At 72.1% G+C, this 19,594-nt stretch carries 18 protein-coding genes; 9 read left to right on the forward strand and 9 right to left on the reverse strand.

Annotated features, from left to right (window positions below; all coding sequences use genetic code 11):
* Positions 1-23: 23 nt before the first annotated feature.
* From ACX9MN_RS01060 to ACX9MN_RS01070, 3 genes are all read right to left on the reverse strand, one after another.
* Positions 24-1,208 carry a polysaccharide biosynthesis/export family protein gene (locus tag ACX9MN_RS01060; protein ID WP_234081000.1) on the reverse strand — a complete coding sequence of 395 codons (1,185 nt, stop codon included), beginning with the start codon at positions 1,206-1,208 and terminating at the stop codon, positions 24-26.
* A gap of 193 nt (positions 1,209-1,401) precedes the next feature.
* Positions 1,402-2,892, reverse strand: coding sequence for an LTA synthase family protein (locus ACX9MN_RS01065; protein WP_132366820.1), 1,491 nt, complete (start codon positions 2,890-2,892; stop codon positions 1,402-1,404).
* Positions 2,893-3,110: 218 nt separating this feature from the next.
* Positions 3,111-4,613: a capsular polysaccharide export protein, LipB/KpsS family gene (locus tag ACX9MN_RS01070; RefSeq protein WP_056525686.1), complete on the reverse strand. Its 1,503-nt coding sequence runs from the start codon at positions 4,611-4,613 to the stop codon at positions 3,111-3,113.
* A 336-nt stretch (positions 4,614-4,949) separates the two neighbouring features.
* On the opposite strand from ACX9MN_RS01070, the gene ACX9MN_RS01075 reads away from it, so the two are divergent.
* The 4 genes from ACX9MN_RS01075 (at position 4,950) to ACX9MN_RS01090 (ending at position 8,473) form a co-directional block, all read left to right on the forward strand.
* On the forward strand, positions 4,950-6,257 hold the full coding sequence (locus ACX9MN_RS01075) for a capsule polysaccharide biogenesis protein (protein ID WP_020093750.1): 1,308 nt from the start codon (positions 4,950-4,952) through the stop codon (positions 6,255-6,257).
* Between the two features lie 115 nt (positions 6,258-6,372).
* On the forward strand, positions 6,373-7,140 hold the full coding sequence (locus ACX9MN_RS01080; protein ID WP_020093749.1) for an SDR family NAD(P)-dependent oxidoreductase: 768 nt from the start codon (positions 6,373-6,375) through the stop codon (positions 7,138-7,140).
* The gene (locus ACX9MN_RS01085; RefSeq protein WP_489723541.1) at positions 7,140-8,000 is read left to right on the forward strand and encodes a formyltransferase family protein; all 861 of its coding nucleotides are present in this window, start codon (positions 7,140-7,142) and stop codon (positions 7,998-8,000) included. Before ACX9MN_RS01080 ends, ACX9MN_RS01085 begins: the two co-directional genes overlap by 1 nt.
* A gap of 62 nt (positions 8,001-8,062) precedes the next feature.
* Complete coding sequence (locus tag ACX9MN_RS01090) at positions 8,063-8,473, forward strand: flagellar basal body rod protein FlgC (protein ID WP_489723542.1); 411 nt, start codon at positions 8,063-8,065, stop codon at positions 8,471-8,473.
* Here the strand turns inward: ACX9MN_RS01090 and ACX9MN_RS01095 are convergent.
* The 3 genes from ACX9MN_RS01095 to ACX9MN_RS01105 form a co-directional block, all read right to left on the reverse strand.
* Positions 8,466-9,854: an amino acid permease gene (locus ACX9MN_RS01095; RefSeq protein WP_489723543.1), complete on the reverse strand. Its 1,389-nt coding sequence runs from the start codon at positions 9,852-9,854 to the stop codon at positions 8,466-8,468. The genes ACX9MN_RS01090 and ACX9MN_RS01095 overlap by 8 nt on opposite strands.
* 115 nt (positions 9,855-9,969) lie before the next feature.
* A complete protein-coding gene (locus ACX9MN_RS01100) occupies positions 9,970-10,656 on the reverse strand; it encodes a hypothetical protein (RefSeq protein WP_489723544.1) in 687 nt (228 codons plus the stop codon).
* Positions 10,653-12,662: a hypothetical protein gene (locus ACX9MN_RS01105; RefSeq protein WP_489723545.1), complete on the reverse strand. Its 2,010-nt coding sequence runs from the start codon at positions 12,660-12,662 to the stop codon at positions 10,653-10,655. The genes ACX9MN_RS01100 and ACX9MN_RS01105 overlap by 4 nt, the downstream gene beginning before the upstream one ends.
* A 291-nt stretch (positions 12,663-12,953) precedes the next feature.
* Here ACX9MN_RS01105 and rpsO point away from each other — a divergent pair, with 291 nt between their 5' ends.
* The 3 genes from rpsO to ACX9MN_RS01120 all read left to right on the forward strand — a co-directional run bounded on the left by rpsO (position 12,954) and on the right by ACX9MN_RS01120 (position 16,058).
* Entirely contained in the window at positions 12,954-13,223 is a 270-nt protein-coding gene (gene rpsO, locus ACX9MN_RS01110) for a 30S ribosomal protein S15 (protein WP_012317943.1), read from the forward strand.
* Positions 13,224-13,444: 221 nt separating this feature from the next.
* Positions 13,445-15,664 (forward strand): polyribonucleotide nucleotidyltransferase, encoded by a 2,220-nt coding sequence (pnp, locus tag ACX9MN_RS01115; RefSeq protein WP_056525668.1) that lies wholly within the window; start codon positions 13,445-13,447, stop codon positions 15,662-15,664.
* Positions 15,665-15,836: 172 nt separating this feature from the next.
* Positions 15,837-16,058, forward strand: coding sequence for a YgaP-like transmembrane domain (locus ACX9MN_RS01120; protein WP_020093742.1), 222 nt, complete (start codon positions 15,837-15,839; stop codon positions 16,056-16,058).
* A gap of 217 nt (positions 16,059-16,275) precedes the next feature.
* Here the strand turns inward: ACX9MN_RS01120 and ACX9MN_RS01125 are convergent, their stop codons facing one another.
* Entirely contained in the window at positions 16,276-16,539 is a 264-nt protein-coding gene (locus ACX9MN_RS01125; RefSeq protein ID WP_012317940.1) for a GlsB/YeaQ/YmgE family stress response membrane protein, read from the reverse strand.
* Positions 16,540-16,721: 182 nt separating this feature from the next.
* Between ACX9MN_RS01125 and ACX9MN_RS01130 the strand changes: the two genes are divergently transcribed.
* Entirely contained in the window at positions 16,722-17,078 is a 357-nt protein-coding gene (locus ACX9MN_RS01130; protein ID WP_020093741.1) for a RidA family protein, read from the forward strand.
* Positions 17,075-18,202, forward strand: coding sequence for a polyamine ABC transporter substrate-binding protein (locus tag ACX9MN_RS01135; RefSeq protein ID WP_489723546.1), 1,128 nt, complete (start codon positions 17,075-17,077; stop codon positions 18,200-18,202). Before ACX9MN_RS01130 ends, ACX9MN_RS01135 begins: the two co-directional genes overlap by 4 nt.
* A gap of 25 nt (positions 18,203-18,227) precedes the next feature.
* On the opposite strand, the gene ACX9MN_RS01140 is transcribed toward ACX9MN_RS01135, so the two are convergent.
* Entirely contained in the window at positions 18,228-18,899 is a 672-nt protein-coding gene (locus tag ACX9MN_RS01140; protein WP_489723547.1) for an ankyrin repeat domain-containing protein, read from the reverse strand.
* Between the two features lie 205 nt (positions 18,900-19,104).
* Positions 19,105-19,515: a DUF3597 domain-containing protein gene (locus tag ACX9MN_RS01145; RefSeq protein ID WP_103985380.1), complete on the reverse strand. Its 411-nt coding sequence runs from the start codon at positions 19,513-19,515 to the stop codon at positions 19,105-19,107.
* Between the last annotated feature and the right edge of the window lie 79 nt (positions 19,516-19,594).

The following is a 19,594-nucleotide window of genomic DNA, read 5'->3' on the forward strand; positions in this document are numbered from 1 at the left end:
TGCCCGCGTCGCGGTGCGCCGCCTTACTTGGCGTAGGAATAGGCCAGGGCGGCCGAGGAAACGGGGCCCGTGACGCCGTTGAAGGCAGTGAGGACCTTCTGGACCTCGGTGAAGGGTGCGTTCGACACGTAGATCAGGTCGCGGTTGCGCATGCGGAACGCCTGGGACACGAACAGGCTGTTGGGGTCGCGCATGTCGATCCGGTAGACGACCGGCACCAGGGGCGTGCCCAGAAGCTTCGAGCCGGGGCTGAGCCGGCGCACGACGCTGGCCGGCTCGAACCGGAAGATGAACGTCCCGGCCGGGTCGGCGGCGAAGTCCGACAGGCCGCGCGCCTTGGCCAGCGCCTGCGCCAGCGTGATGCCGTCGGCCTGGAACGGCAGCTCGGTGCTGTTGCCCAGCGCGCCCACCGCGATGAAGGTCTGCGGGTCGCGCACGAGCGTCAGCACGTCGTTGGGCCGCAGGTAGATGTTCTCACGCGGGTTCGACACCACCGTGGTCAGCGGCACGGTCGCGGTCACCGGCCCGCGCGAGAGCCGCACGAAGGTCTCGTTGACCGGCGCGCGGTTGCCGCCGGCGGCGGCGATGACGTCGAGGATGCGGTCGCCGTGGCCCGAGAGCGGCAGGCGAGCGCCGGCGGCGCCCTCGCCGGTGACGGTGACGGCCTGGGAGATCGGGCGGGTGACCGAGACCAGCACCTGGGGCTGGATGGCCTTGCCGGCGAGCTCGTTCTCGATGAGCGCCTGGACGTCCTGGGTGCGGCGGCCGGCGACCTTGATGCGGCCGGCATAGGGCACCGAGATGGCGCCGTCGCGCCCGACGGGCTGCTCGGGGATGAGGGCGGACTTGGATCCGGCGGAGAAGCGGTCGGCGACGAGGGGTCCGGAGAACAGGCCGCCGGATCCGGCTTCCCAGACGGAGACCGAGACCATGTCGCCGATGCCGATGACCGGCTCGGAGGAGGGGCGATGGTCGCCGAAGGAGGCGAGCAGGCTGTCGAGGGGGCGGCCGCGCAGGGCCTCGACCACGGAGGGCGTGACGTCGATGATCTCGTAGCGGGCAAGGATCCCGCCGTCGGCCGTGGCGACCTCGGCCCCGGCCTGGATCGCGCTCGCCGTCGGACCCGCCGCGGGCATGTACGTGCAGCCGCCGGCAGATCCAGCCGCGAGGGCGGCCATCAGGGCGGTGCACGCCGTCTTACGCAGCATCACAAAGATTTCTCCTCGCCGAGCCCGCGCCATCGCTGGCCCGGGCCGGGATACCCAGTTTGACCGCCAAACGCTGCGATCGCTTTAACGACCGCGCCGGTGCGGCGGCCGCCGTGCGGACGGTCGCGCTATCCGCGGGCAATGCGTCACCAGCGTGGCACGGCCACGCTTATGCCGCGCAAGCTTAACCGTATCATGTCCCCGCGGCGATGTCCGCAGGTGCCGTCGCGAGGGCCCCGCGGAGCGCCCGACCGAGCTCGTCGGCGGCGATGTCGGCGCGGCGCGGGACCGCCTGCGGGCGGCCGAAGCGGAACAGGGCGTACTCGGTCGTCCGCCCGCCGAAGCCCGGCTTGCAGCTCGGCAGCGACGGTGCGTGGTCGCCGAACACGCAGAGCGTGATGGTCTGGCCGCGCTCGCGGGCGACGGCGTCCAGGCCCGCGACGAGATCCTCGACCATCCGCCCGGTATTGGCGACGTGATGGAGGTACTGCGCCTGCTGATCGTCGATGCCCGGCAGCCGCCCGGGCTTCCAGGGGCCGTGGTTCTCCATGGTCACGCAGAACAGGAACAGCGGCGCGCGCCGGGCCCGGACTTCCGCGAGGAGGCGCGCGCCGAGGGCGACGTCCCCGACATAGGGCCCGACGCGCGGCGCCTCCGCGAACGCCTCGCCCATCACGAGATCGGCGAAGCCGAAGGCCTCCATCACCCGCGCCCGGCGGAAGAAGTCGCGGTGGAACGGGTGCAGGAACAGGGTCCCGTAGCCCCGACTCCCGGCGAGCCGGGCGAGGCTCGTCGGCTCGTCGCCGCTGCGCGACGTGTAGGGGTCGTAGCGGCCGAAGCCGAGGCTCTCGGACGGACGGCCTGTGAGCACCGCGTGCTCGCTGCGCATCGTGTAGGCGCCGTGCGCCGGAACCCGCAGGCGCCCGTACTGCGCGGCCCGGGTTCGGAACAGGTCCATCGCCGGCAGTTTCGCGCCGCCGAGCCGCTCCGGATCGACGAAGGATTCGAGCTGGATCACCACGACGACATCGTCGCCCGGGCCCTCCGGCAGCGTCGGCGCCGCGGGCACCGGCACGCCGCCCGCCATCGCGCGGGCGGTGTAGCCGAGGAGGCTCGCCGGGAGGCCGACCCGGGTCACGTCGGCCTCCAGGTCGGGCTCGGGGAACCAGCGGGCTATCAGCCGGGCGAGCGGCGGCCGCGGGGCGGCCTTGACCAGCAGCCAGAGCGCGAGCGGGAGGCCGAGCATCGCCAGCACCCGCGGCAGGGTCGCGGCGGGCAGCACGCTCGGCTCGATCCAGTACCAAAGGGCGGTGAACGCCGCGGTGAGCAGGACCGGCACGGCGATGCGCGGGTCCCACAGGGGCGGGATGTAGTAGAGCTGCGGATGCCGCGGCACCTGGGGCAGCAGGGCGAAATCGCTGAACAGCAGCGGCTCGCCGATCACCGAGCGCTTCGCGCGGCTGACGACGATCAGGATCGCCACGGTGATCACGCAGGTCAGCCCCGCGAGCCAGGGCCGCCAGGAGAACTCGAACCAGAACAGCAGGATCAACAGGTAGCCGAGCAGCCGCAGGCCGAGATCCCGGGGCGCGAGGCTCGCCCGCGTGATCGAGTCGCCCGCGAACGCCTCCAGGGCGAGGCACACGGCGAGCGCGAGACCGGTGGCGATGAGGAACGTCGTCAAGACACGGGCACTCGGCGTGGGGCGGGCCTGCTCGCCGCCGGCATCCGGTCCGGCAGGAAACAGCGCGCGGGAGCAAGGGCTTGCGAGCCGTTCCTGATCCGGAATGATCGGAAACGGTCCCGGGGCGGGCGGTTGCGGGCGGACTCTAGCAGCGCGCGCTATCGCTTTGGTGTCACATCAGGGTCTCGCGGAACCGGATTCGCGCCGCGCGCCGCGCCCTAGCGCGGTCCGCCGCCGGCCTCGCGGCCGACGCCGCGCCGGCTGCGCAGGGCCCGCACGACGGGATTGAGGAGGCCGTAGCGGGCACGCATCACCAGGTGGGCCGTCCGGCCGAGGGAGAGGGCGTTGCGCGGCGCCGCCGCCCGGGCCGCGCTGAGGCGGTCGAGGAGCTGTTCCGGCGTGCACGGCTTCATCGCCACCGGGTCGAGGTAGCGCGCGTAGAGGATCATGGCGCCGGCCACCAGCTCATCGAGGCTCAGCCGGCGGCCGCGGTCGGCGCCCGGCGCGAGATCCTCCGACAGGCCCCAGCCGGAGTAGAACGGCCGGCCGTGGGTCGCCACGGTGAGGCCGCGGATCAGGGCCTCGAACCCGGCGAGGGACGTCATGGTCTCGACGTGATGCACCCGGTCGAGGAGGTCGACGATGCTGATGCCGCCCACGATCCGGTCGGCCAGGGTCAGGGCCTCCGCCTCCGGGATGATGCCGGGCCGGAAGCCGGCCTCCACGTCGGGATGCGGCTTGTAGAGCAGGAACGCGTCCGGGTTGCGCCGCCGCGCCGCCTCCAGCAGCGCCCGGTTCGAGCGGACCAGCGGCGAGCCGTGGCGCACCGAGGCGTCGTCCTCCACCTGGCCGGGCACGAGGACGATCCGCCGGCCGGCCGGCCAGTCGAGCGCGGCGGCGTCGAGGCCGACATTGTACTTGCTGAGCCGGCGCGCCACGACCTCCTCGCGCAGGCGCCGCGCCCGGGCGACGAGGTCCGGCGTGAAGTCGGCCTCGGCGAGCAGCCGCTGCAGGCGGCTCTCCCGGCGCGGGTCGTAGTAGATGCCGAGGTCGTCCACCACGATGGAGGCGCCGGGCTGCAGGCTGGCGCCGAGCCCCACGGAGCGCAGGAACCCGTCCTCCACGCGGGCCAGCGGCAGGCCGGCCCGCGCGCAGGCTTCCTCGAGCTGACCGGGCGCCCGCGTCGCCCAGGCGAGGAGGCGGCCGCCGTGGCGCTGTCCCGCGGCGATCGCGGCCTCGGTGGTCATGGTGTGGATCGGCCGGCCGGCGGGGCCCGCGCCCAGGACGTCGAGGGCGGGCCGCTTCCAGCGCGACATCCCGACATAGACCACCCGCCGGTCGTTCTCGGCAAAGCGCGTGGCGAGCCACGCCACCCGCTCGGCGCAGGTCGCGCGGTCGATCGGCGCCCCGGTCCAGGGGTCGAGGTAATGGACGCCGCCCTCCCCGCCGAGAGGCGCCCCGTCGAGGGTGATCCGCAGGGATGCGAAGCCGGACTCCGGCGAGTCGTAGGGGCTCAGGAGCGGCCCGGGCGCGACCACGAGCCGGCGCCGCCCCGTCAGCGCCAGCAGGCGCCCGGCGAGGCTCCCCGCGCCCCAGGTCGCGCCGACGGCGCCGGGGCGCGCCGGACCGAAGGCGAGGCCCGTCGCGGCCTCGATCTCCGCCCGCAGGCGGCGGATCGTGCGGCCGGTCGCGTAGAGCGACGGGGTCGGGTCTGCGGGCATGGTGGGTGCGTCCGGCTCCGGTCGGGTGAGGTGCGGAACAGGCCTGTAGCGCATTTTCGCCGGCATGGGATGGTGATGCAACGCGGGGACAACCTGAGCGCGCGTCGCCGTCGCCACGTCCTGGAAAGGATTTGGACATATCGTCGCCGCGATTGCCCGCCTATTCCGGAGGCTAGGCCGCAGACGCGGGACCGTTGCAGACGGGCCACGCCGGCGCGGAAACGCCATGCCGCGGCATGGCTTCGGATTGCGGGCTCGCCGGGCACCGTGCCACCTCAAGAGTCTCTCGCCGGTTCGGTTCATCCGGCCCAGGGTCAAGGACAGAAGCGCCGCGGAATGCAACAGCCCGCCCTCGACGCCCTCCGCGACCGCCCCGCGACCTTCCTCTTCCTGCAGGGCATCGCGACGCCGTTCTTCTCCGATCTCGGACAGGCGCTGCGCGCGCGGGGACACTCCGTCCGGCGCATCAATCTCTGCCCCGGCGACTGGCTGTTCTGGAGCGGCGAGGCCGAGAATTACCGCGGTCGCCGCGAGACCTGGGGCGAGTATCTCGACGCCTATCTCGATCGCGAGGGCGTGACCGACATCGTGCTGTTCGGCGATTGCCGGCCGTTCCACAAGGCGGCCCGCATGATCGCCGAGTATCGCGGCCTGCGGGTGCACGTGTTCGAGGAGGGCTATATCCGCCCGAACTGGATCACCTGCGAGCTGGGCGGCGTGAACGGCTTCTCGTCCCTCCCCCGGACGGCCGCCGAGATCCGCGCCCTGGCGCGGCGCCTGCCGCAACCCGGCCGGGCGATGCCCTCCACGGGCGACATGGCCCGGCGCAGCGTCTGGGACGTCGGCTACAACCTCGCCAACGTCCTGTTCCCCTACCTCTTCCCCCATTTCCGCAGCCACCGGCCGACCCATATCGCGGCCGAGTATGCGGGCTGGATCAAGAAGTTCGCCCGCCGCGCGCATACCCGCCGCGAGGCGGCGCGCTGCGACGAGATCTACCGCGCGGTCGGCTGCGACTACTTCCTGCTGCCGCTGCAGCTCGACAGCGACTACCAGATCCGGGTCCACTCGCCGTTCCTCGGCGTCGAGGGCTTCATGGACCGGGTGATCAAGTCCTTCGCGGACGGCTCGTCGGCGCCGACCCGGCTGCTGGTGAAGCTGCACCCGCTCGACAGCGGCCTGATCAACTGGCGCAAGTTCGCCCGCGCCTCGGCCCGCCGCCACGGCGTCAGCGACCGGCTCGACTTCATCGACGGCGGCGACCTGCCGGCCCTGATCAAGGGCGCCCGCGGCGTGGTCATCGTCAACTCGACGGTGGGGATGCTGTCCCTGGAGATGGGCTGCCCGACCCACGCGGTCGGCACCGCGATCTACAACATGGCCGGCCTGACCCATCAGGGCGACCTCGACAGCTTCTGGAAGAATCCGACGCCGCCGGAGACGGACCTGATGGCGGATTTCCGCCGCGTGGTCCTGCACCGGACCCAGGTCAACGGCGGCTTCTTCTCCAAGGAGGCGATCGACCGCGCGGTGGCCGGCTCGGTACCGCGGATGGAGGCCGCCCTCCCCGACGCGATGCTGGCGGCGGCGCGGGCGGTGAGTGAGGCAGCCGAGCGCGACGGCGAGCTCGCGCCGGTCTACTGACCGGGCTCGCCCGGCTCCCGGGCCGTCGCCATTCGGCGGCCTTTGAAGCGCGTTTAACCGCCGGTGAGCCGTTCCCGGCCTTGATCTTTCCCCGCGCGGCGGCGTAACCCGCCCCATGCCCCGCATTCTGATCACCGGCGCGTCGAGCGGCATCGGCGCCGCGCTGGCGCGCCATTACGCGCAAACCGGCGCGAGCCTCATCCTCGTCGGCCGCAACGCCGAGCGGCTGGAGGCGGTCGCCCGGGACTGCCGCGCCAGCGGCGCCGCCGTCGAGACCGCCCGCCTCGACACCCGCGACCGGGCCGCCACCGTGGCGCTGGTCCACCGGTCGGATGCCGAGGCCCCCCTCGACCTCGTCATCGCCAACGCGGCGGTGAACGGCGGCAACCAGGAAGGGCAGGTGGAGGCCGAGGATGTGGCCTTCGAGACCGCCGACATCAATTACACCGGCACGCTCAACGTAATCCTGCCCGCCCTGACGCTGATGCTCCAGCGCGGGCGCGGCCAGATCGTGCTGCTGTCGTCGCTCGCGGCCTACGCGCCGCTCCAGGACGCGCCGGCCTATAGCGGTGCCAAGGCCGCGCTCGTCGCCCACGGTCTCGCCCTGCGCCAGAAGGTCGCGCCCCGCGGCGTGAAGGTCAACGTCGTCACCCCGGGCTACGTGAAGACGCCGATGGGCGGCGAGCTCAAGGGTTGGCGGCCGCTCGAGATCAGCGCCGAGGAGGCGGCCGTGCGGATCGCCAAGGGCATCGCGGCCAACCGCGACGTGATCGCGTTCCCGTTCATCCTCACGGCGCTCGCGCGCACCGTGCTGCTCCTGCCCGAGAACGTCCGCAAGGCCGGCCTCTACGCCTTCCGTTTCCAGCGCCGGAAGCGGCGCTGATGGCGCGACCCCGGATCGCGCTGTTCGTTCTGGAGGCACTGCCGAACGCCCGCGCGGTGCGCCGGCTCGTCGCCGATCTCCGGGCCGACATCGCGCTGGTCGGGCTCTCCAACGCCGAGCGGCCGTCGAGCGGCGGCCTCACGGGGCAAATCCGGCGGCACCTCGCGCGCTCGGGCCCCGGGATCCTGCCCTACCTCGCGGTCAATTTCGGCCTGCCGGACCTGCTGCGGCCCCTGGCACCCCTGACCCAGGCGGCGTCGGGAAGCGGCGACGCGCCGGAGGCGACGCCGCTCAGGACCCTGTGCCGCCGCCTCGGCGTCCCGACCCTGACGGTCGACGACGTCAACGGTCCCGACGTCGCGCGGGCCCTCCGGGACGCGGCGCCGGACCTGATCCTCACCTACCATTTCGACCAGATCCTGAAGCCCGAGACCATCGGGCTGGCGCGGCTCGGCGGGATCAACGGGCATCCCGGCCTGCTGCCCCGCCACCGGGGCCCGGTGCCGACGATCCACGCGCTGGCCGACGGGCCCGGGCAGTTCGGCATGACCCTGCACCGGCTGGCCGCCGCGATCGACACCGGCGCGATCCTCGCCCAGGAGGCGCTGGCGCTGCCCGAGGGTACCACCGCGACCCGGGCCTCGGTGGCGCTCCACGCCCACGGGCGCGGGATGCTTGACCGGTTGCTCGAGGACGTCACCCGGAGCGGAACCCTGCCGGAGGGGCGGTCCGAGCCCGTTCTGCCCTACTGCCCGTTCCCCGACCGCGCGATGCTGGCCGCGCTGCGCCGCCGCGGCCTTCGCCTGACCGACGGGCAGGATCTTCGGGACGCGTTGAGCCTCTCCGCGCGGGCGCCTTAACCACCGGTTAAGGCTGTTCGGAAAGGATTCGGTCAGATCCTCGCCGTCGACAGGGCCCGCGCATGCCGGATACCAGCGCTCTCAACTCGGCCGCCGGCGCCCTGGCCGCTGGCCGGCAGGTGCAGAGCGGGCGGATCCGCGCGATCTCCGAAAACCTCGCCAACGCCGATTCGGTCCCGACCACCCCGGGCGGTGCCCCCTACGCCCGCAAGATCGCGGTGTTCGCCCCGGTGGCGGCCGACAGCCCCCGCGACCCGGTCGGCCGGATCGCCCGCGACACCACCGGCTTCCGCACCCGCTACGACCCGACCAGTCCCGGGGCCGACCCGACCGGCTATGTCCGCTTGCCGAACGTCAACGTCGCGGTCGAATCGGCCGACCTCCAGCGGGTGGTCCGGAACTACGAATTGAGCCTGAGCGCCTCGGCCTCGATCAAGACGCTCGCGCAGGCCACCATCAACCTGATCAGCTGAGCCGGCCGTGCCGCCGGCCGTAGCCGGCGTAGATCGCGAGGCCGATCGCCAGCCAGACCGCGAGGCGGATCCAGGTGTCGGCCGGGAGCGACGCCATCAGCGTCACGCAGGACAGGATCCCCAGTCCCGCGATGAGGGTCACCGCCGGCACGCGGAACGGGCGCGCCCGGTCCGGATCGGTCCGGCGCAGGATCAGCACCGTCGCGCAGACGAGGCAGAAGGCCAGGAGCGTGCCGATACTGACGATCTCGCCCAGGACGTCGATGGGCACGAGCCCGGCCACGGCCGCCGTGAAAAGGCCGATCACCAGCTGGCTCGCCACGGGCACCCGCGTCACCGGATGGACCCGGCAGAAGATCCCCGGGAGGAGCCCGTCGCGGGCGATGGCGAAGAAGATCCGGCTCTGCCCGTAGAGAGCGGTCAGCGCCGAGGTGGTCAGACCGATCAGGGCGCCGGCCTTGATGATCGTGGCGAAGCCCGTCAGGCCGATCACGTCGACCGCCTTGGCGACCGGGTCGGCGACGTCCAGCTCGCGATAGGGCACGAGTCCCGTGAGGACGGCCGCCATGGCCACGTACAGGATCGTGGTGATCAGCAGCGACCCGATCAGGCCGACCGGCGCGTCGCGCTGCGGTGCCCGGCACTCGCCCGCGGCCGTCGCCACGGTCTCGAAGCCCACGAAGGCGAAGAACACCACCGCGGCGCCGCGGAACACGCCGCTCCAGCCGTAGGCGCCGAAGGTCCCGGCATTCTCCGGCACGAACGGGTGCCAGAGTTCGGGCCGCAGATGGGCCACGCCGACACCCACGAAAGCCAGGATGATCGCGACCTTGCAGGCGACCAGCAGGCCGTTGACCAGGGACGCCTCCGCGGTGGCGCGCATCAGCAGGGCGCTGAGCAGCAGCACGATCCCGGCCGCCGGGAGGTTGACGAGGCCGCCGGCGCCGGGCGCCCCGGCCAGGGCCGGCGGCAGATGCAGGTCGAACTCCGCCGCGAGGGACTGCGCGTAGCCCGACCAGCCCACCGCCACGGTCGCCGCGGCCACGGCGAACTCGAGGACGAGGTCCCAGCCGATGATCCAGGCGGGAAGCCGCCCGAGGCTCGCGCGGGTGTAGGTGTAGGTCGATCCCGGCTCGGGGATCATGGCGGCCAGCTCGGCGTAGCACAGGCCGACGAGGCCGCAGGCGACGCCGCCGATCACGAAGGAGAGGCTGAGCGCCGGGCCCGCGTACTGCGCCGCCGCCGTCCCGGTGAGCACGAAGATGCCGGCGCCGATCGTGGCGCCGAGGCCGATGGCGACGAGGCCCGGCGCGGTGAGGCTCCGGGCGAGTCCGCGCCCCGCGCCCGCCCGTTCACCCGTGGTCACCGCGGACTCCGCCATCGCGTCCGTTCTCCCTCGCCCGGATCGTCACCCGGCACTTTTCATGCCCGGACGGCGGCCTCCGCGGAACCGCCCGGACCGGCGCCGCACCGTCCTCATCCCGAGTCGATACAGCCTACCGCCGCACCGCGCCCACGGGATCGGGTTCAGGGGCCCCGCCGCGCGCTTCCGAGTCGCCCCCGCCGGGCGGGGACGGTGCGGCGGCGATCATCCGGGTGTCGGTCCGGAACGCCCGGGCGACGAGGCCGCAGAAGCGGATGAAGGCGCTGCCCTGCGGGGTGATGACGTAGCCGTCACCCGCTCGCGCGACGTTGCCGGAGGCCTGCTGCTCGGCCAAGCGCCGCTCCATCTGCCGGAACTCGCCGAGATAGACCCGCTCGAACACCGCCCGCGCGCGCTCAGGCGTGAAGCGCTCCCCGGGATGGGCAGCCATCTGGCCGAGCAGGAACACGCTGATCGACCGGTCGACCGTCACCGGCAGGATCACAAAGGCGCTGAGGTTCAGGGACAGCGACAGGACGCAGGCGCCGAGGGCATCCCGTCGGTGCAATCCCCAGGCCCGGCCGAGCCCGGCCAGCGCCATCGTGACCGCCAGGGTCAGCAGGAAGGCGACCGCGAGCAGGACCAGTCCGCGGTAGAACAGGATCGTCACGCCGGACCACAGATCCGTCTGGAACAGCAGCACGAAGCAGGCGAAGCCGACGACGACGGCGCCGGCCTGCAACAGCGCCTGGGCGCAGAGCCAGCGCAGGGCCTGCCCGGCGCGCGGGCGGGTGGGTGCCGCGGGACTGGGTTCAGTCACGGAGATCCTCCACGGAGATCCTGGACCCGCAGGATCCGGACGAGCGGATCGGCGTAGACCGCGGGGCTGCGCCAGACCCAGGAATCGGGGCTGCTCCAGGGGGCGTCCTGCGCGGTGACGACCAGGGCGCCGATCCCGGCCGCTTCGGCGCGCCGCCGCACCTCGGCGCCGTCCAGGCGGTCGCGGAAGACCGGCGCGACGTCGGCGAGCCGCGACGCCACGGCGTCCGGCGGGGCGCCGAACAGGCGCGCCTCGGCGTCGGCCACCCCCGTCGGCTGGAGGCCGTAGAGCCCGAAATCGAACACCCGGTGCGGCACCGGCGACTGCTGCAGCACCAGGTCCCGGGGCAGGTGCGTGCCCGCCCAGGCGTAGGCCGCGCGCAGCGCCCGGTCGATATCGGGACGGCCAGCGAGGCGGGCGAAGGCGGGCCGGTCCGAGGCGGGATAGGCGCGCATCCCGACGAAGCCGTAGAGGGTCGTCGCGTAGCCGAGGATCAGCAGCGCGGCGAGGAGACCGGGGATCCGGAGCCGCCGCGCCTCGCTCAGGCGGGTCAGGGCCACCACGGTCCAGACCAGGGTCGCGACCTGCGCGAGCAGGACCACGCGCGCGCCGAGGTCGTTGTTGAGGATCGCCGAGCGCAGGAAACCGCCGAGGAGCAGGCTCGCCGCGGCGCAGAGCGTGAGCAGGCGCCCGGCCTCGCGCCCGTGCGCCTCTCGGCGCGGCACGAGGCGCCAGAACAGCAGCGCACCGGCGGCGCAGACTCCCAGGGCCGTGTAGTAGTTCAGGGGCAGAAGGATCAGGCGGAGCGCGCTCAGGGCCGGCGCGTCGACGAGGCCGTCGAGCGGCCCGAATCGCCGGATCGAGAACCGGATCGGCGCGCCGCCGTCGGTCCGGTTGGCCAGGACGCTCAGCAGGTAGGGGGCGGCCAGTGCGGCGCTGAGCAGGCCGGCAACCGCCAGCCGGGCCGCGGCGCGCCAGCGGCGCTCCAGGCCGAGCAGCACCATCCAGGCACCGGCCGCACTCGCCGTGCCGAGGCAGACCCAGACGGACAGGCCCGCGCAGGCCGCGAAGGCTAGTGCCGCGACGCCGATCGCCGTCGCCTCCGCGCGCCTGTCCGGCCGTGTCCGGTCCGCGACCTCCGCCAGGGCCAGGAGTCCGAGCCACCCGGCCAGGGCGCCGGCGACGTGGTGCGGCACCCAGACCAGCGAGGCCGGCCAGTTGAGGACCTGCTCGTTCAGCCATTCCGGAACCGGCAGCCAGGTCCCGGACGTCGTCCGGTCGGCGAGGACCAGCAGGATGTCGAGGCTTCCGGCCGGCAGCAGCAGCAGCACCGCGCGGCGCACGAGCCGGGGCGCGGCGTCCGCGACGAGTCCGGTCGCCGCGAGCAGACGGTCGATCAGGCCGAGGAGCGCGAGGCCGGTCCAGAAGGCCATGCCCGCGAAGGCGGTCCGCCCGTCGACCAGCCGTCCGCCCGCCCAGTCGACCAGGGCGGTGAGCGTGTAGAAGCCGTAATAGTAGCCCGCCCGCTCGGGCCGGGCGAAGAACGGGTCCACCGGCGGCAATCCGTGCTCCACGATCGCGCGGGTCAGGGCGGCGTGCTTGACGAGGTCGATGATCGTCACGGGCCGGTAGAGGGCGGTGCCGGTATCGACGTCGATCAGCGCGTAGGCCACGACGCCGAGCCAGAGCAGCGCGAGGGCGAGCGCCGCCCGGTCGAGGGACGCGCGCAGGCTCCGCGCGACCGGCCGCAGCGCGGCGAGTCCGAGGGTCCCGGTCGCGAGGGCCGCGACCGGGACGCCGCCCGCCTGGATCAGCAGGCTGTCGAGGGCCGGCAGCAGCCCGATCCCGAGGAGTGCCCCGCACAGGAGACGGTCGCCGGGCGCGATCGAGCGGAACCCGAGGATGCCGGTCAGGCCGCCCAGGGCATAGCCCGGCAGGAGAACGAGGGGGATACCGAGCAGCGTCGCGACGGCGACGCCGCACGCATCCGAGAAGGTGCCGTTCATCGCCGGGCCGCGTCGCGTGAGCGGTTCCGGGTAGCACGGCGGCGTTAACCGTTCTTTGGACGGGCCCGGACAGCCGCGACGCGCCACCGCTGCGGCCCGCCCGGCTCGGGACTGGCATAACCGTCGGTTTCGTGTATGGATCGCGCGGCCTCGACCCGGGTTGCCGGGCGGGGCTTGAGCCGCTTGGCGCTGTGACCGTGCTGGACGACATCCCGGCACCGGCCGAACGCCGAGCCCGCGCGCGCCCGTTTGGGGCGCCGCATCCGACCAGCACAACCCGAAAGGCACGCGATGTCGATCACGGCAGAGCGCAAGACCGCGCTCATCAAGGAACACCGCAAGGACGCCAAGGACACCGGGTCCCCCGAGGTCCAGGTGGCGATCCTCACCGAGCGGATCACCAACCTCACCGGCCACTTCAAGACCCACGGCAAGGACAACCATTCCCGCCGCGGCCTCCTGAAGCTGGTCTCGCAGCGCCGCTCGCTGCTCGACTACGTCAAGCGCAAGGATGAGGCCCGCTACCGCGCCCTCATCGAGCGTCTCGGCATCCGCCGCTAAGGCACGTCTCGCGCGGTTCCGGGCCCGGCCCGGGGCCGCGTTTCACCATCGCGGGCTGCCGGAATGGGTCCGGCCTCCCGACAAACGGGCCGCTTCGAGGCGCCAGCGTCGGGGCAGGATCGCGAGACACTTCGCCGAGGATATTTCGGCGCAGTGTCTCGCCGTCTTGCCCCCGGGCGGCGCCGGGCTTGGGCCCGCCGCAGGCAAGGAAGAGATTGAGAATGTTCGACGTTCAACGCGAAGAGCTGATGTGGGGCGACCGCAAGCTCGTCCTGGAGACCGGCAAGGTCGCGCGCCAGGCCGACGGCGCCGTCATCGCCACCTACGGTGAGACCTCGGTGCTCGCGACCGTGGTCGCCGCCAAGGAGCCGAAGCCCGGCATCGACTTCATGCCGCTCACCGTGAACTACCAGGAGCGCGCCTACGCCGCCGGCCGCATCCCGGGCGGCTACTTCAAGCGCGAGGGCCGTCCCTCCGAGAAGGAGACTCTGGTCTCCCGCCTCATCGACCGCCCGATCCGCCCGCTCTTCATCGACGGCTGGCGCAACGACACGCAGGTCGTCGTCACCGTCCTGACCCACGATCTCGAGAACGATCCCGACATCGTCGCGATGGTCGCGGCCTCCGCGGCCCTGACCATCTCGGGCGTGCCGTTCATGGGCCCGATCGGCGGCGCCCGCGTCGGCTACATCAACGGCGGCTACCGGCTGAACCCGCTGGTCACCGAGACCAAGGAAGAGTCGAGCCTCGACCTCGTCGTCGCCGGCACGCAGGACGCGGTGCTGATGGTCGAGTCGGAGGCCAAGGAGCTCTCCGAGGAGGTGATGCTCGGCGCCGTGATGTTCGGCCACAAGCACTTCCAGCCGGTGATCGAGGCGATCATCCGCCTCGCCGAGAAGGCCGCCAAGGAGCCGCGCGACTTCAAGGCCCCCGAGAACGCCGACGTCGAGAAGGCCGTCCTGGAGGTCTGCGAGGCGGAGCTCCGCGCCGCCTACACCAAGACCGTCAAGCAGGAGCGCTACGCCGCCGTCGACGCCGTGAAGGCGAAGGTGATGGCCGCCCTCTGCCCCGAGGGCGCCGAGAAGTTCCCGGCCGAGAAGGTCAAGGCCGCCTTCAAGGAGGCCCAGTCGAAGGTGGTCCGCTGGAACATCCTCGACAGCGGCGCCCGCATCGACGGCCGCGACGTGAAGACGGTCCGCTCGATCCTCTCCGAGGTCGGCGTCCTGCCCCGCGCCCACGGCTCGGCCCTGTTCACCCGCGGCGAGACCCAGGCGCTGGTCGTGGCGACGCTGGGCACCGGCGAGGACGAGCAGTTCATCGACGCGCTGGAAGGCACCTACAAGGAGCGCTTCCTGCTCCACTACAACTTTCCTCCCTACAGCGTCGGTGAGACCGGCCGGATGGGCTCGCCGGGCCGCCGCGAGATCGGCCACGGCAAGCTCGCCTGGCGGGCGATCCGCCCGGTCCTGCCGCCCGCCCACGAGTTCCCCTACACGATCCGCGTCGTGTCGGAGATCACCGAGTCCAACGGCTCGTCCTCGATGGCCTCGGTCTGCGGCGGCTCACTGTCGCTGATGGATGCCGGCGTGCCGCTGCGCCGTCCGGTGGCGGGCATCGCCATGGGCCTCATCCTGGAGGGTGAGCGCTTCGCGGTCCTGTCTGACATCCTCGGCGACGAGGATCACCTCGGCGACATGGACTTCAAGGTGGCCGGCACGGACGAGGGCGTGACCTCGCTCCAGATGGACATCAAGATCGCCGGCATCACCGAGGAGATCATGAAGATCGCCCTCGCCCAGGCGAAGGACGGCCGCGCCCACATCCTGGCCGAGATGGCCAAGGCCCTGACGGCGGCCCGTCCGGAACTCGGCGAGTACGCCCCGCGCATCGAGACGATGCAGATCCCGACGGACAAGATCCGCGACGTGATCGGCACCGGCGGCAAGGTGATCCGCGAGATCGTCGAGAAGACCGGCGCCAAGATCAACATCGAGGACACGGGCGTCGTGAAGATCGCCTCGGCCGACGGCAAGGCGATCAAGGCGGCCTACAACTGGATCCGCTCGATCGTGGCGGAGCCGGAGGTCGGCGTGATCTACGACGGCACGATCGTGAAGTGCATGGAGTTCGGCGCCTTCGTGAACTTCTTCGGCGCCAAGGACGGCCTGGTCCACATCTCGGAGCTCGCCGCGAACCGGGTCGCCAAGGTGACAGACGTCGTCAAGGAAGGCGACAAGGTCAAGGTGAAGTTCCTCGGTCAGGACGACCGCGGCAAGATCCGCCTGTCCATGAAGGTCGTCGACCAGCAGACCGGCGAGGACATCACCGAGAAGGTGAAGGCTCAGCGCGACGCCGACCGGGCCGAGCGCGGCGACGAGCCGCGCGAGCCCCGCGAGGGCGGCCGCCACCGTGGCGAGCGCCGCCGCGAGGCCGGCGAGTAAGCACGCGGGACGCCCGCGCCGGCCTCGGTCGGCGGGGATGTCTTAGACGGGCGCGGTCCTCCGGGGCCGCGCCCTTTTTGTTGCCCCGTCGAGGTCGGGTCACACCGGTCGTCGGCCGGGAACGGGGCGCCGGATGCCGCGTTCCCCCGCGACTTCCCAACCGGAGACCCTCATGGCCAACGACATGATGCACGACATCTTCAGCGGGCAGCCGAATCTGTCGACGACGGAGCGTGCCGTCTCGGTGGCGCTGGGCCTCGGCATCGCCGCCGCCGCCGCGCAGCCCCGTCCCAACAAGCTCCTGAGCCTGCTGGCCCTCGTGGTCGGCGTGGGCCTCGCCGTGCGCGGCGCCACCGGCCACTGCGCCGTGAAAGCCGCGTCCGAGCATCTCTGAGCCTCAGCCCTCGGAGGGCTTCGGCGCCTCCGCCTTTGCGAGCGCAGCGAAGCAATCCAGGCAGCGCGACGTTCGACATCGTCGCGCTGCCCTGGGTCACGTCGCTGCGCTCGTGATGACGGAGAGCGCTGTGTTGAGACTCGCCACCGGAATGCGTCGGTCAAAAAAGGGGCGCCCCGCGGGGCGCCCCTCGTCGTATCCGGACCTGCCGGACGGGTCAGTAGGTGGTGGTGCGGCGGCCGGCGATCAGGCCGTAGATGAACAGCACGACCACGGCCCCCACGATGGCGCCGATGAAGCCCGCGCCCTGGTTCGGCCCGTACCAGCCGATCGCCTGGCCCAGGAAGGTCGCCACGAAGGCGCCGACGATGCCGAGGATCGTGGTCAGGATGAAGCCGGCGGGCTCGTTCGGGCCCGGCATGAGGAACTTGGCGATGACGCCGGCGAGAAACCCGATGATGATGGTCCAGAGAATACCCATGACTGACCCCAAGGCGTGATTGTCGATGGCGGCAGAACGCTTCGAGGCCCGCGACGGTTGCCCGCACCCCGACCGCCGATGACGATTTTCCTCGGGTTCCCGCGGCGCGTGCGCGCGCGGCCCTTTACGGCCGGGCCGGTGCGGCGGCAGATACGCCGGTTCTCGAGGATGTGGAGACGGGTATGGACATTCAGCGGATCGAGCCGGGCAAGCGGATGTCGCAGGCCGTCACCTTCGGCGACATGGTCTACCTCGCCGGGCAGGTCGCGTCCGACACGGTCGGCACCGGGGTCACGATCCAGACCCAGCAGATCCTGTCGGAGATCGACCGGCTACTCGCCGCGGCCGGCAGCGACAAGGCGCGGATCCTCTCGGCCACCATCTACCTCGCCGACATCGCGACGTTCGCGGAGATGAACGCCGCCTGGGACGCCTGGGTGTCTCCGGAGAACGCGCCGGCCCGCGCCACCGTCGAGGCCAAGCTCGCCGCGCCGGAGTACCTGGTCGAGATCGTGATCGTGGCCGCGAGGAGCCGGTGATCGGCCCGCGTCGGACCGTCCTGGCGGCGGCCGCGGCCGTCCTCGCGGGAGGGCTCCTGGCGGTCCTGCCCCTCGTGCGGCCGGCACCGGCCGCCGAGGAGCGGGTCGTCAACATCTACAACTGGTCGGACTATATCGACCCGCAGGTGCTCGAGGCCTTCACCCGCGAGACCGGGATCAAGGTCGTCTACGACACCTACGACAACAACGAGATCCTGGAGACCAAGCTGCTCGCCGGCCGATCGGGCTACGACATCGTCGTGCCGTCGGGACCGTACCTGCAGCGGCTGATCCGGGCCGGCGCGTTCCTGCCCCTCGACAAGTCCAAGCTGAAGAACCTCGGCAACCTCTGGCCCGAGGTGACCAGCCGGCTGGCGGCCTACGATCCCGGCAACACCTACGCCGTCGACTACATGTGGGGCACGACCGGCATCGGCTACAACGTCGCCGCGGTGCGCGAGCGCCTGGGCGCCGGCGCGGCGGTCAATTCGTGGTCCGTCGTCCTCAATCCCGCCTCGGCCAACAAGCTGAAGGAGTGCGGGATCATGGTGCTCGACAGCCCCGAGGACCTGATCCCCAGCATGCTCCCGGCCTTCGGCGCCAAGGCGGATTCCAAGCGCTGGGACGACATGACCCTGGTGACCGACGCCCTCTACAAGGTGCGCGGCGCCGTGCGGAAGTTCCACTCGTCGGAATACATCCAGGCGCTGGCCAACGGCGATATCTGCCTGGCCGTCGGCTATTCGGGCGACATCATGCAGGCCAAGCGCCGCGCCGAGGAGGCCAAGAACGGGATCGACATCGCCTACGTCGTGCCGAAGGAAGGCGCGCTCATGTGGTTCGACACCTTCGCGATCCCGAAGGATGCCGCCCACCCGGTCGAGGCGCTGGCCTTCATCGACTACATGATGCGGCCCGAGGTGGCGGCGGCCAACACCAACTTCGTCTCCTACGCCAGCGGCAACCTCGCGGCGAAGAGGTTCGTGAAGCCCGAGATCCTGAGCAATCCCGGCATCTACCCGGACGAGGCGACGATGCAGCGCTTGTCCATCAACACCGCCTGGGACGACCGCACCCAGCGCTTCGTCACCCGCCTCTGGACCCGGGTCCGCACCGGGCGCTGACGCGGATCGGCGTCGGAGGGGGCCGTCAGCCTTCCGGATCCGCCGGCACGCCGCTGCGGGCGAGCCACGCGCGGACCGCCGCGCGGGTCTCGCGCCCGGAAGCGTTGAGCAGGCGCTCGGGGGTGGTGAAGAAGTACGGCTGGAAGGTCTTCTGCTGCGCGTTGCGCAGGGTCGGGTCGACCCCGGCCTCGAGCAGCCTCAGCACCCAGGGATTGGCCGCGCCGACCTGTGCCGCCACGTGCAGCAGCGAGTTGCCGGTGGCGTCGACCCGGTTCGGGTCCGCGCCGGCCCGCAGCAGCAGCGCGATCTGCGCCTCGCGCCGGGTCTGTACGGCGCGGAACAGCGGCGTCCACTGACCGCGCGGGCTCACCGGGTCGACCGGCGCGCCGTGGCGCAGCAGGATCTCCAGGTAGGTCGGATCCTCGACCATCGCCGCCATGTGCAGCGCTGTCTCCTGATCGAGCCCCGGCACAGACGGGTCTGCCCCCGCGTCGAGCAGGGCCGACAGCGCGCGCGGCCGCGCGTTCCAGATCGCCCATTCGAGCAGGGTGAGGTTCCGGCCGCCGCGGACGGAGAGATTCAGGCCGGGCGCCAGCGCGGCGATGCGCGCGACGTCACCGCGGGCGACCGCCGCGGCGATCGCGGCGAGCGGGGACGCCTCGAAGGCGCCGCTGTGGTCCCCGGTCGGGGTCTCCATGACCGTTCGCTCCTCGGCGTCGCCTGATTCGGCGCTGCGTGACGCGGGTCATGTGACCGATAAACACGGAGGCGCCGCAAGGCCCCCTCCGCAAGTGTCGCCGCCGGTGCGCACCGCCGGCGCACGACGTGGTCAAGAAGCGATCTCGCCGCGGCGCCGGTCGAGACCGTCCGCGGCGAGCCTCGTCGATCCCGGACTCGATGACCTAGTGCTTCAGATCGTCCGGAACCTTGCCGCCGTTCTCGGCGAGCTTCTGCATGACCTGCTTGTGCAGCCAGATGTTCATGCTGGCCGAATCGTCCTTGTCGCCGGTGTAGTGGAGCTCGTCGGCGAGCTGCTTGCGCGCGGCGAGGCCGGAATCGAGGCCCAGCAGCTTCATCAGGTCGACGATCGAGTGGCGCCAGTCGAGCGTCTGCGGGTTCTTCTCGGCGAGGCCGGTGAGCACCGCCGCGACGTCCACGGGCTCGCTGCCGCCGGCCGAGCCGGGGGCCGACGTGGAGGGCGTGCTCGTGCCGGCCGAGCCGCCGGAGCCGGCGTTGGGCGCGGGCGCGGCGTCCGCGGTGCCGCCACCGAACGGATGGAGGATCTTGCTGACGATGCTGCCGAGGAGGCTCATGGATCCGCTCCGATAATCGAGGCCCGATCTCCGCGTCGGGCGGCCATTCAACTGGCTGTGAGCCTTGGCGTTCCGCGAT

Source organism: Methylobacterium sp. 1A, from assembly GCF_058072805.1.

What these genes read in the sequence shown, in the direction of transcription:
- ACX9MN_RS01080 (WP_020093749.1), top strand. Translation starts at nt 6,373, where the DNA reads ATGCCCCGCATTCTGATCACCGGCGCGTCGAGCGGCATCGGCGCCGCG.
- ACX9MN_RS01070 (WP_056525686.1), bottom strand. Translation starts at nt 4,613, where the DNA reads ATGCCCGCAGACCCGACCCCGTCGCTCTACGCGACCGGCCGCACGATC.
- ACX9MN_RS01060 (WP_234081000.1), bottom strand. Translation starts at nt 1,208, where the DNA reads ATGCTGCGTAAGACGGCGTGCACCGCCCTGATGGCCGCCCTCGCGGCT.
- ACX9MN_RS01145 (WP_103985380.1), bottom strand. Translation starts at nt 19,515, where the DNA reads ATGAGCCTCCTCGGCAGCATCGTCAGCAAGATCCTCCATCCGTTCGGT.
- ACX9MN_RS01120 (WP_020093742.1), top strand. Translation starts at nt 15,837, where the DNA reads ATGGCCAACGACATGATGCACGACATCTTCAGCGGGCAGCCGAATCTG.
- ACX9MN_RS01075 (WP_020093750.1), top strand. Translation starts at nt 4,950, where the DNA reads ATGCAACAGCCCGCCCTCGACGCCCTCCGCGACCGCCCCGCGACCTTC.
- ACX9MN_RS01125 (WP_012317940.1), bottom strand. Translation starts at nt 16,539, where the DNA reads ATGGGTATTCTCTGGACCATCATCATCGGGTTTCTCGCCGGCGTCATC.
- ACX9MN_RS01130 (WP_020093741.1), top strand. Translation starts at nt 16,722, where the DNA reads ATGGACATTCAGCGGATCGAGCCGGGCAAGCGGATGTCGCAGGCCGTC.
- ACX9MN_RS01140 (WP_489723547.1), bottom strand. Translation starts at nt 18,899, where the DNA reads ATGGAGACCCCGACCGGGGACCACAGCGGCGCCTTCGAGGCGTCCCCG.
- ACX9MN_RS01105 (WP_489723545.1), bottom strand. Translation starts at nt 12,662, where the DNA reads ATGAACGGCACCTTCTCGGATGCGTGCGGCGTCGCCGTCGCGACGCTG.
- pnp (WP_056525668.1), top strand. Translation starts at nt 13,445, where the DNA reads ATGTTCGACGTTCAACGCGAAGAGCTGATGTGGGGCGACCGCAAGCTC.
- ACX9MN_RS01085 (WP_489723541.1), top strand. Translation starts at nt 7,140, where the DNA reads ATGGCGCGACCCCGGATCGCGCTGTTCGTTCTGGAGGCACTGCCGAAC.
- ACX9MN_RS01090 (WP_489723542.1), top strand. Translation starts at nt 8,063, where the DNA reads ATGCCGGATACCAGCGCTCTCAACTCGGCCGCCGGCGCCCTGGCCGCT.
- rpsO (WP_012317943.1), top strand. Translation starts at nt 12,954, where the DNA reads ATGTCGATCACGGCAGAGCGCAAGACCGCGCTCATCAAGGAACACCGC.
- ACX9MN_RS01095 (WP_489723543.1), bottom strand. Translation starts at nt 9,854, where the DNA reads ATGGCGGAGTCCGCGGTGACCACGGGTGAACGGGCGGGCGCGGGGCGC.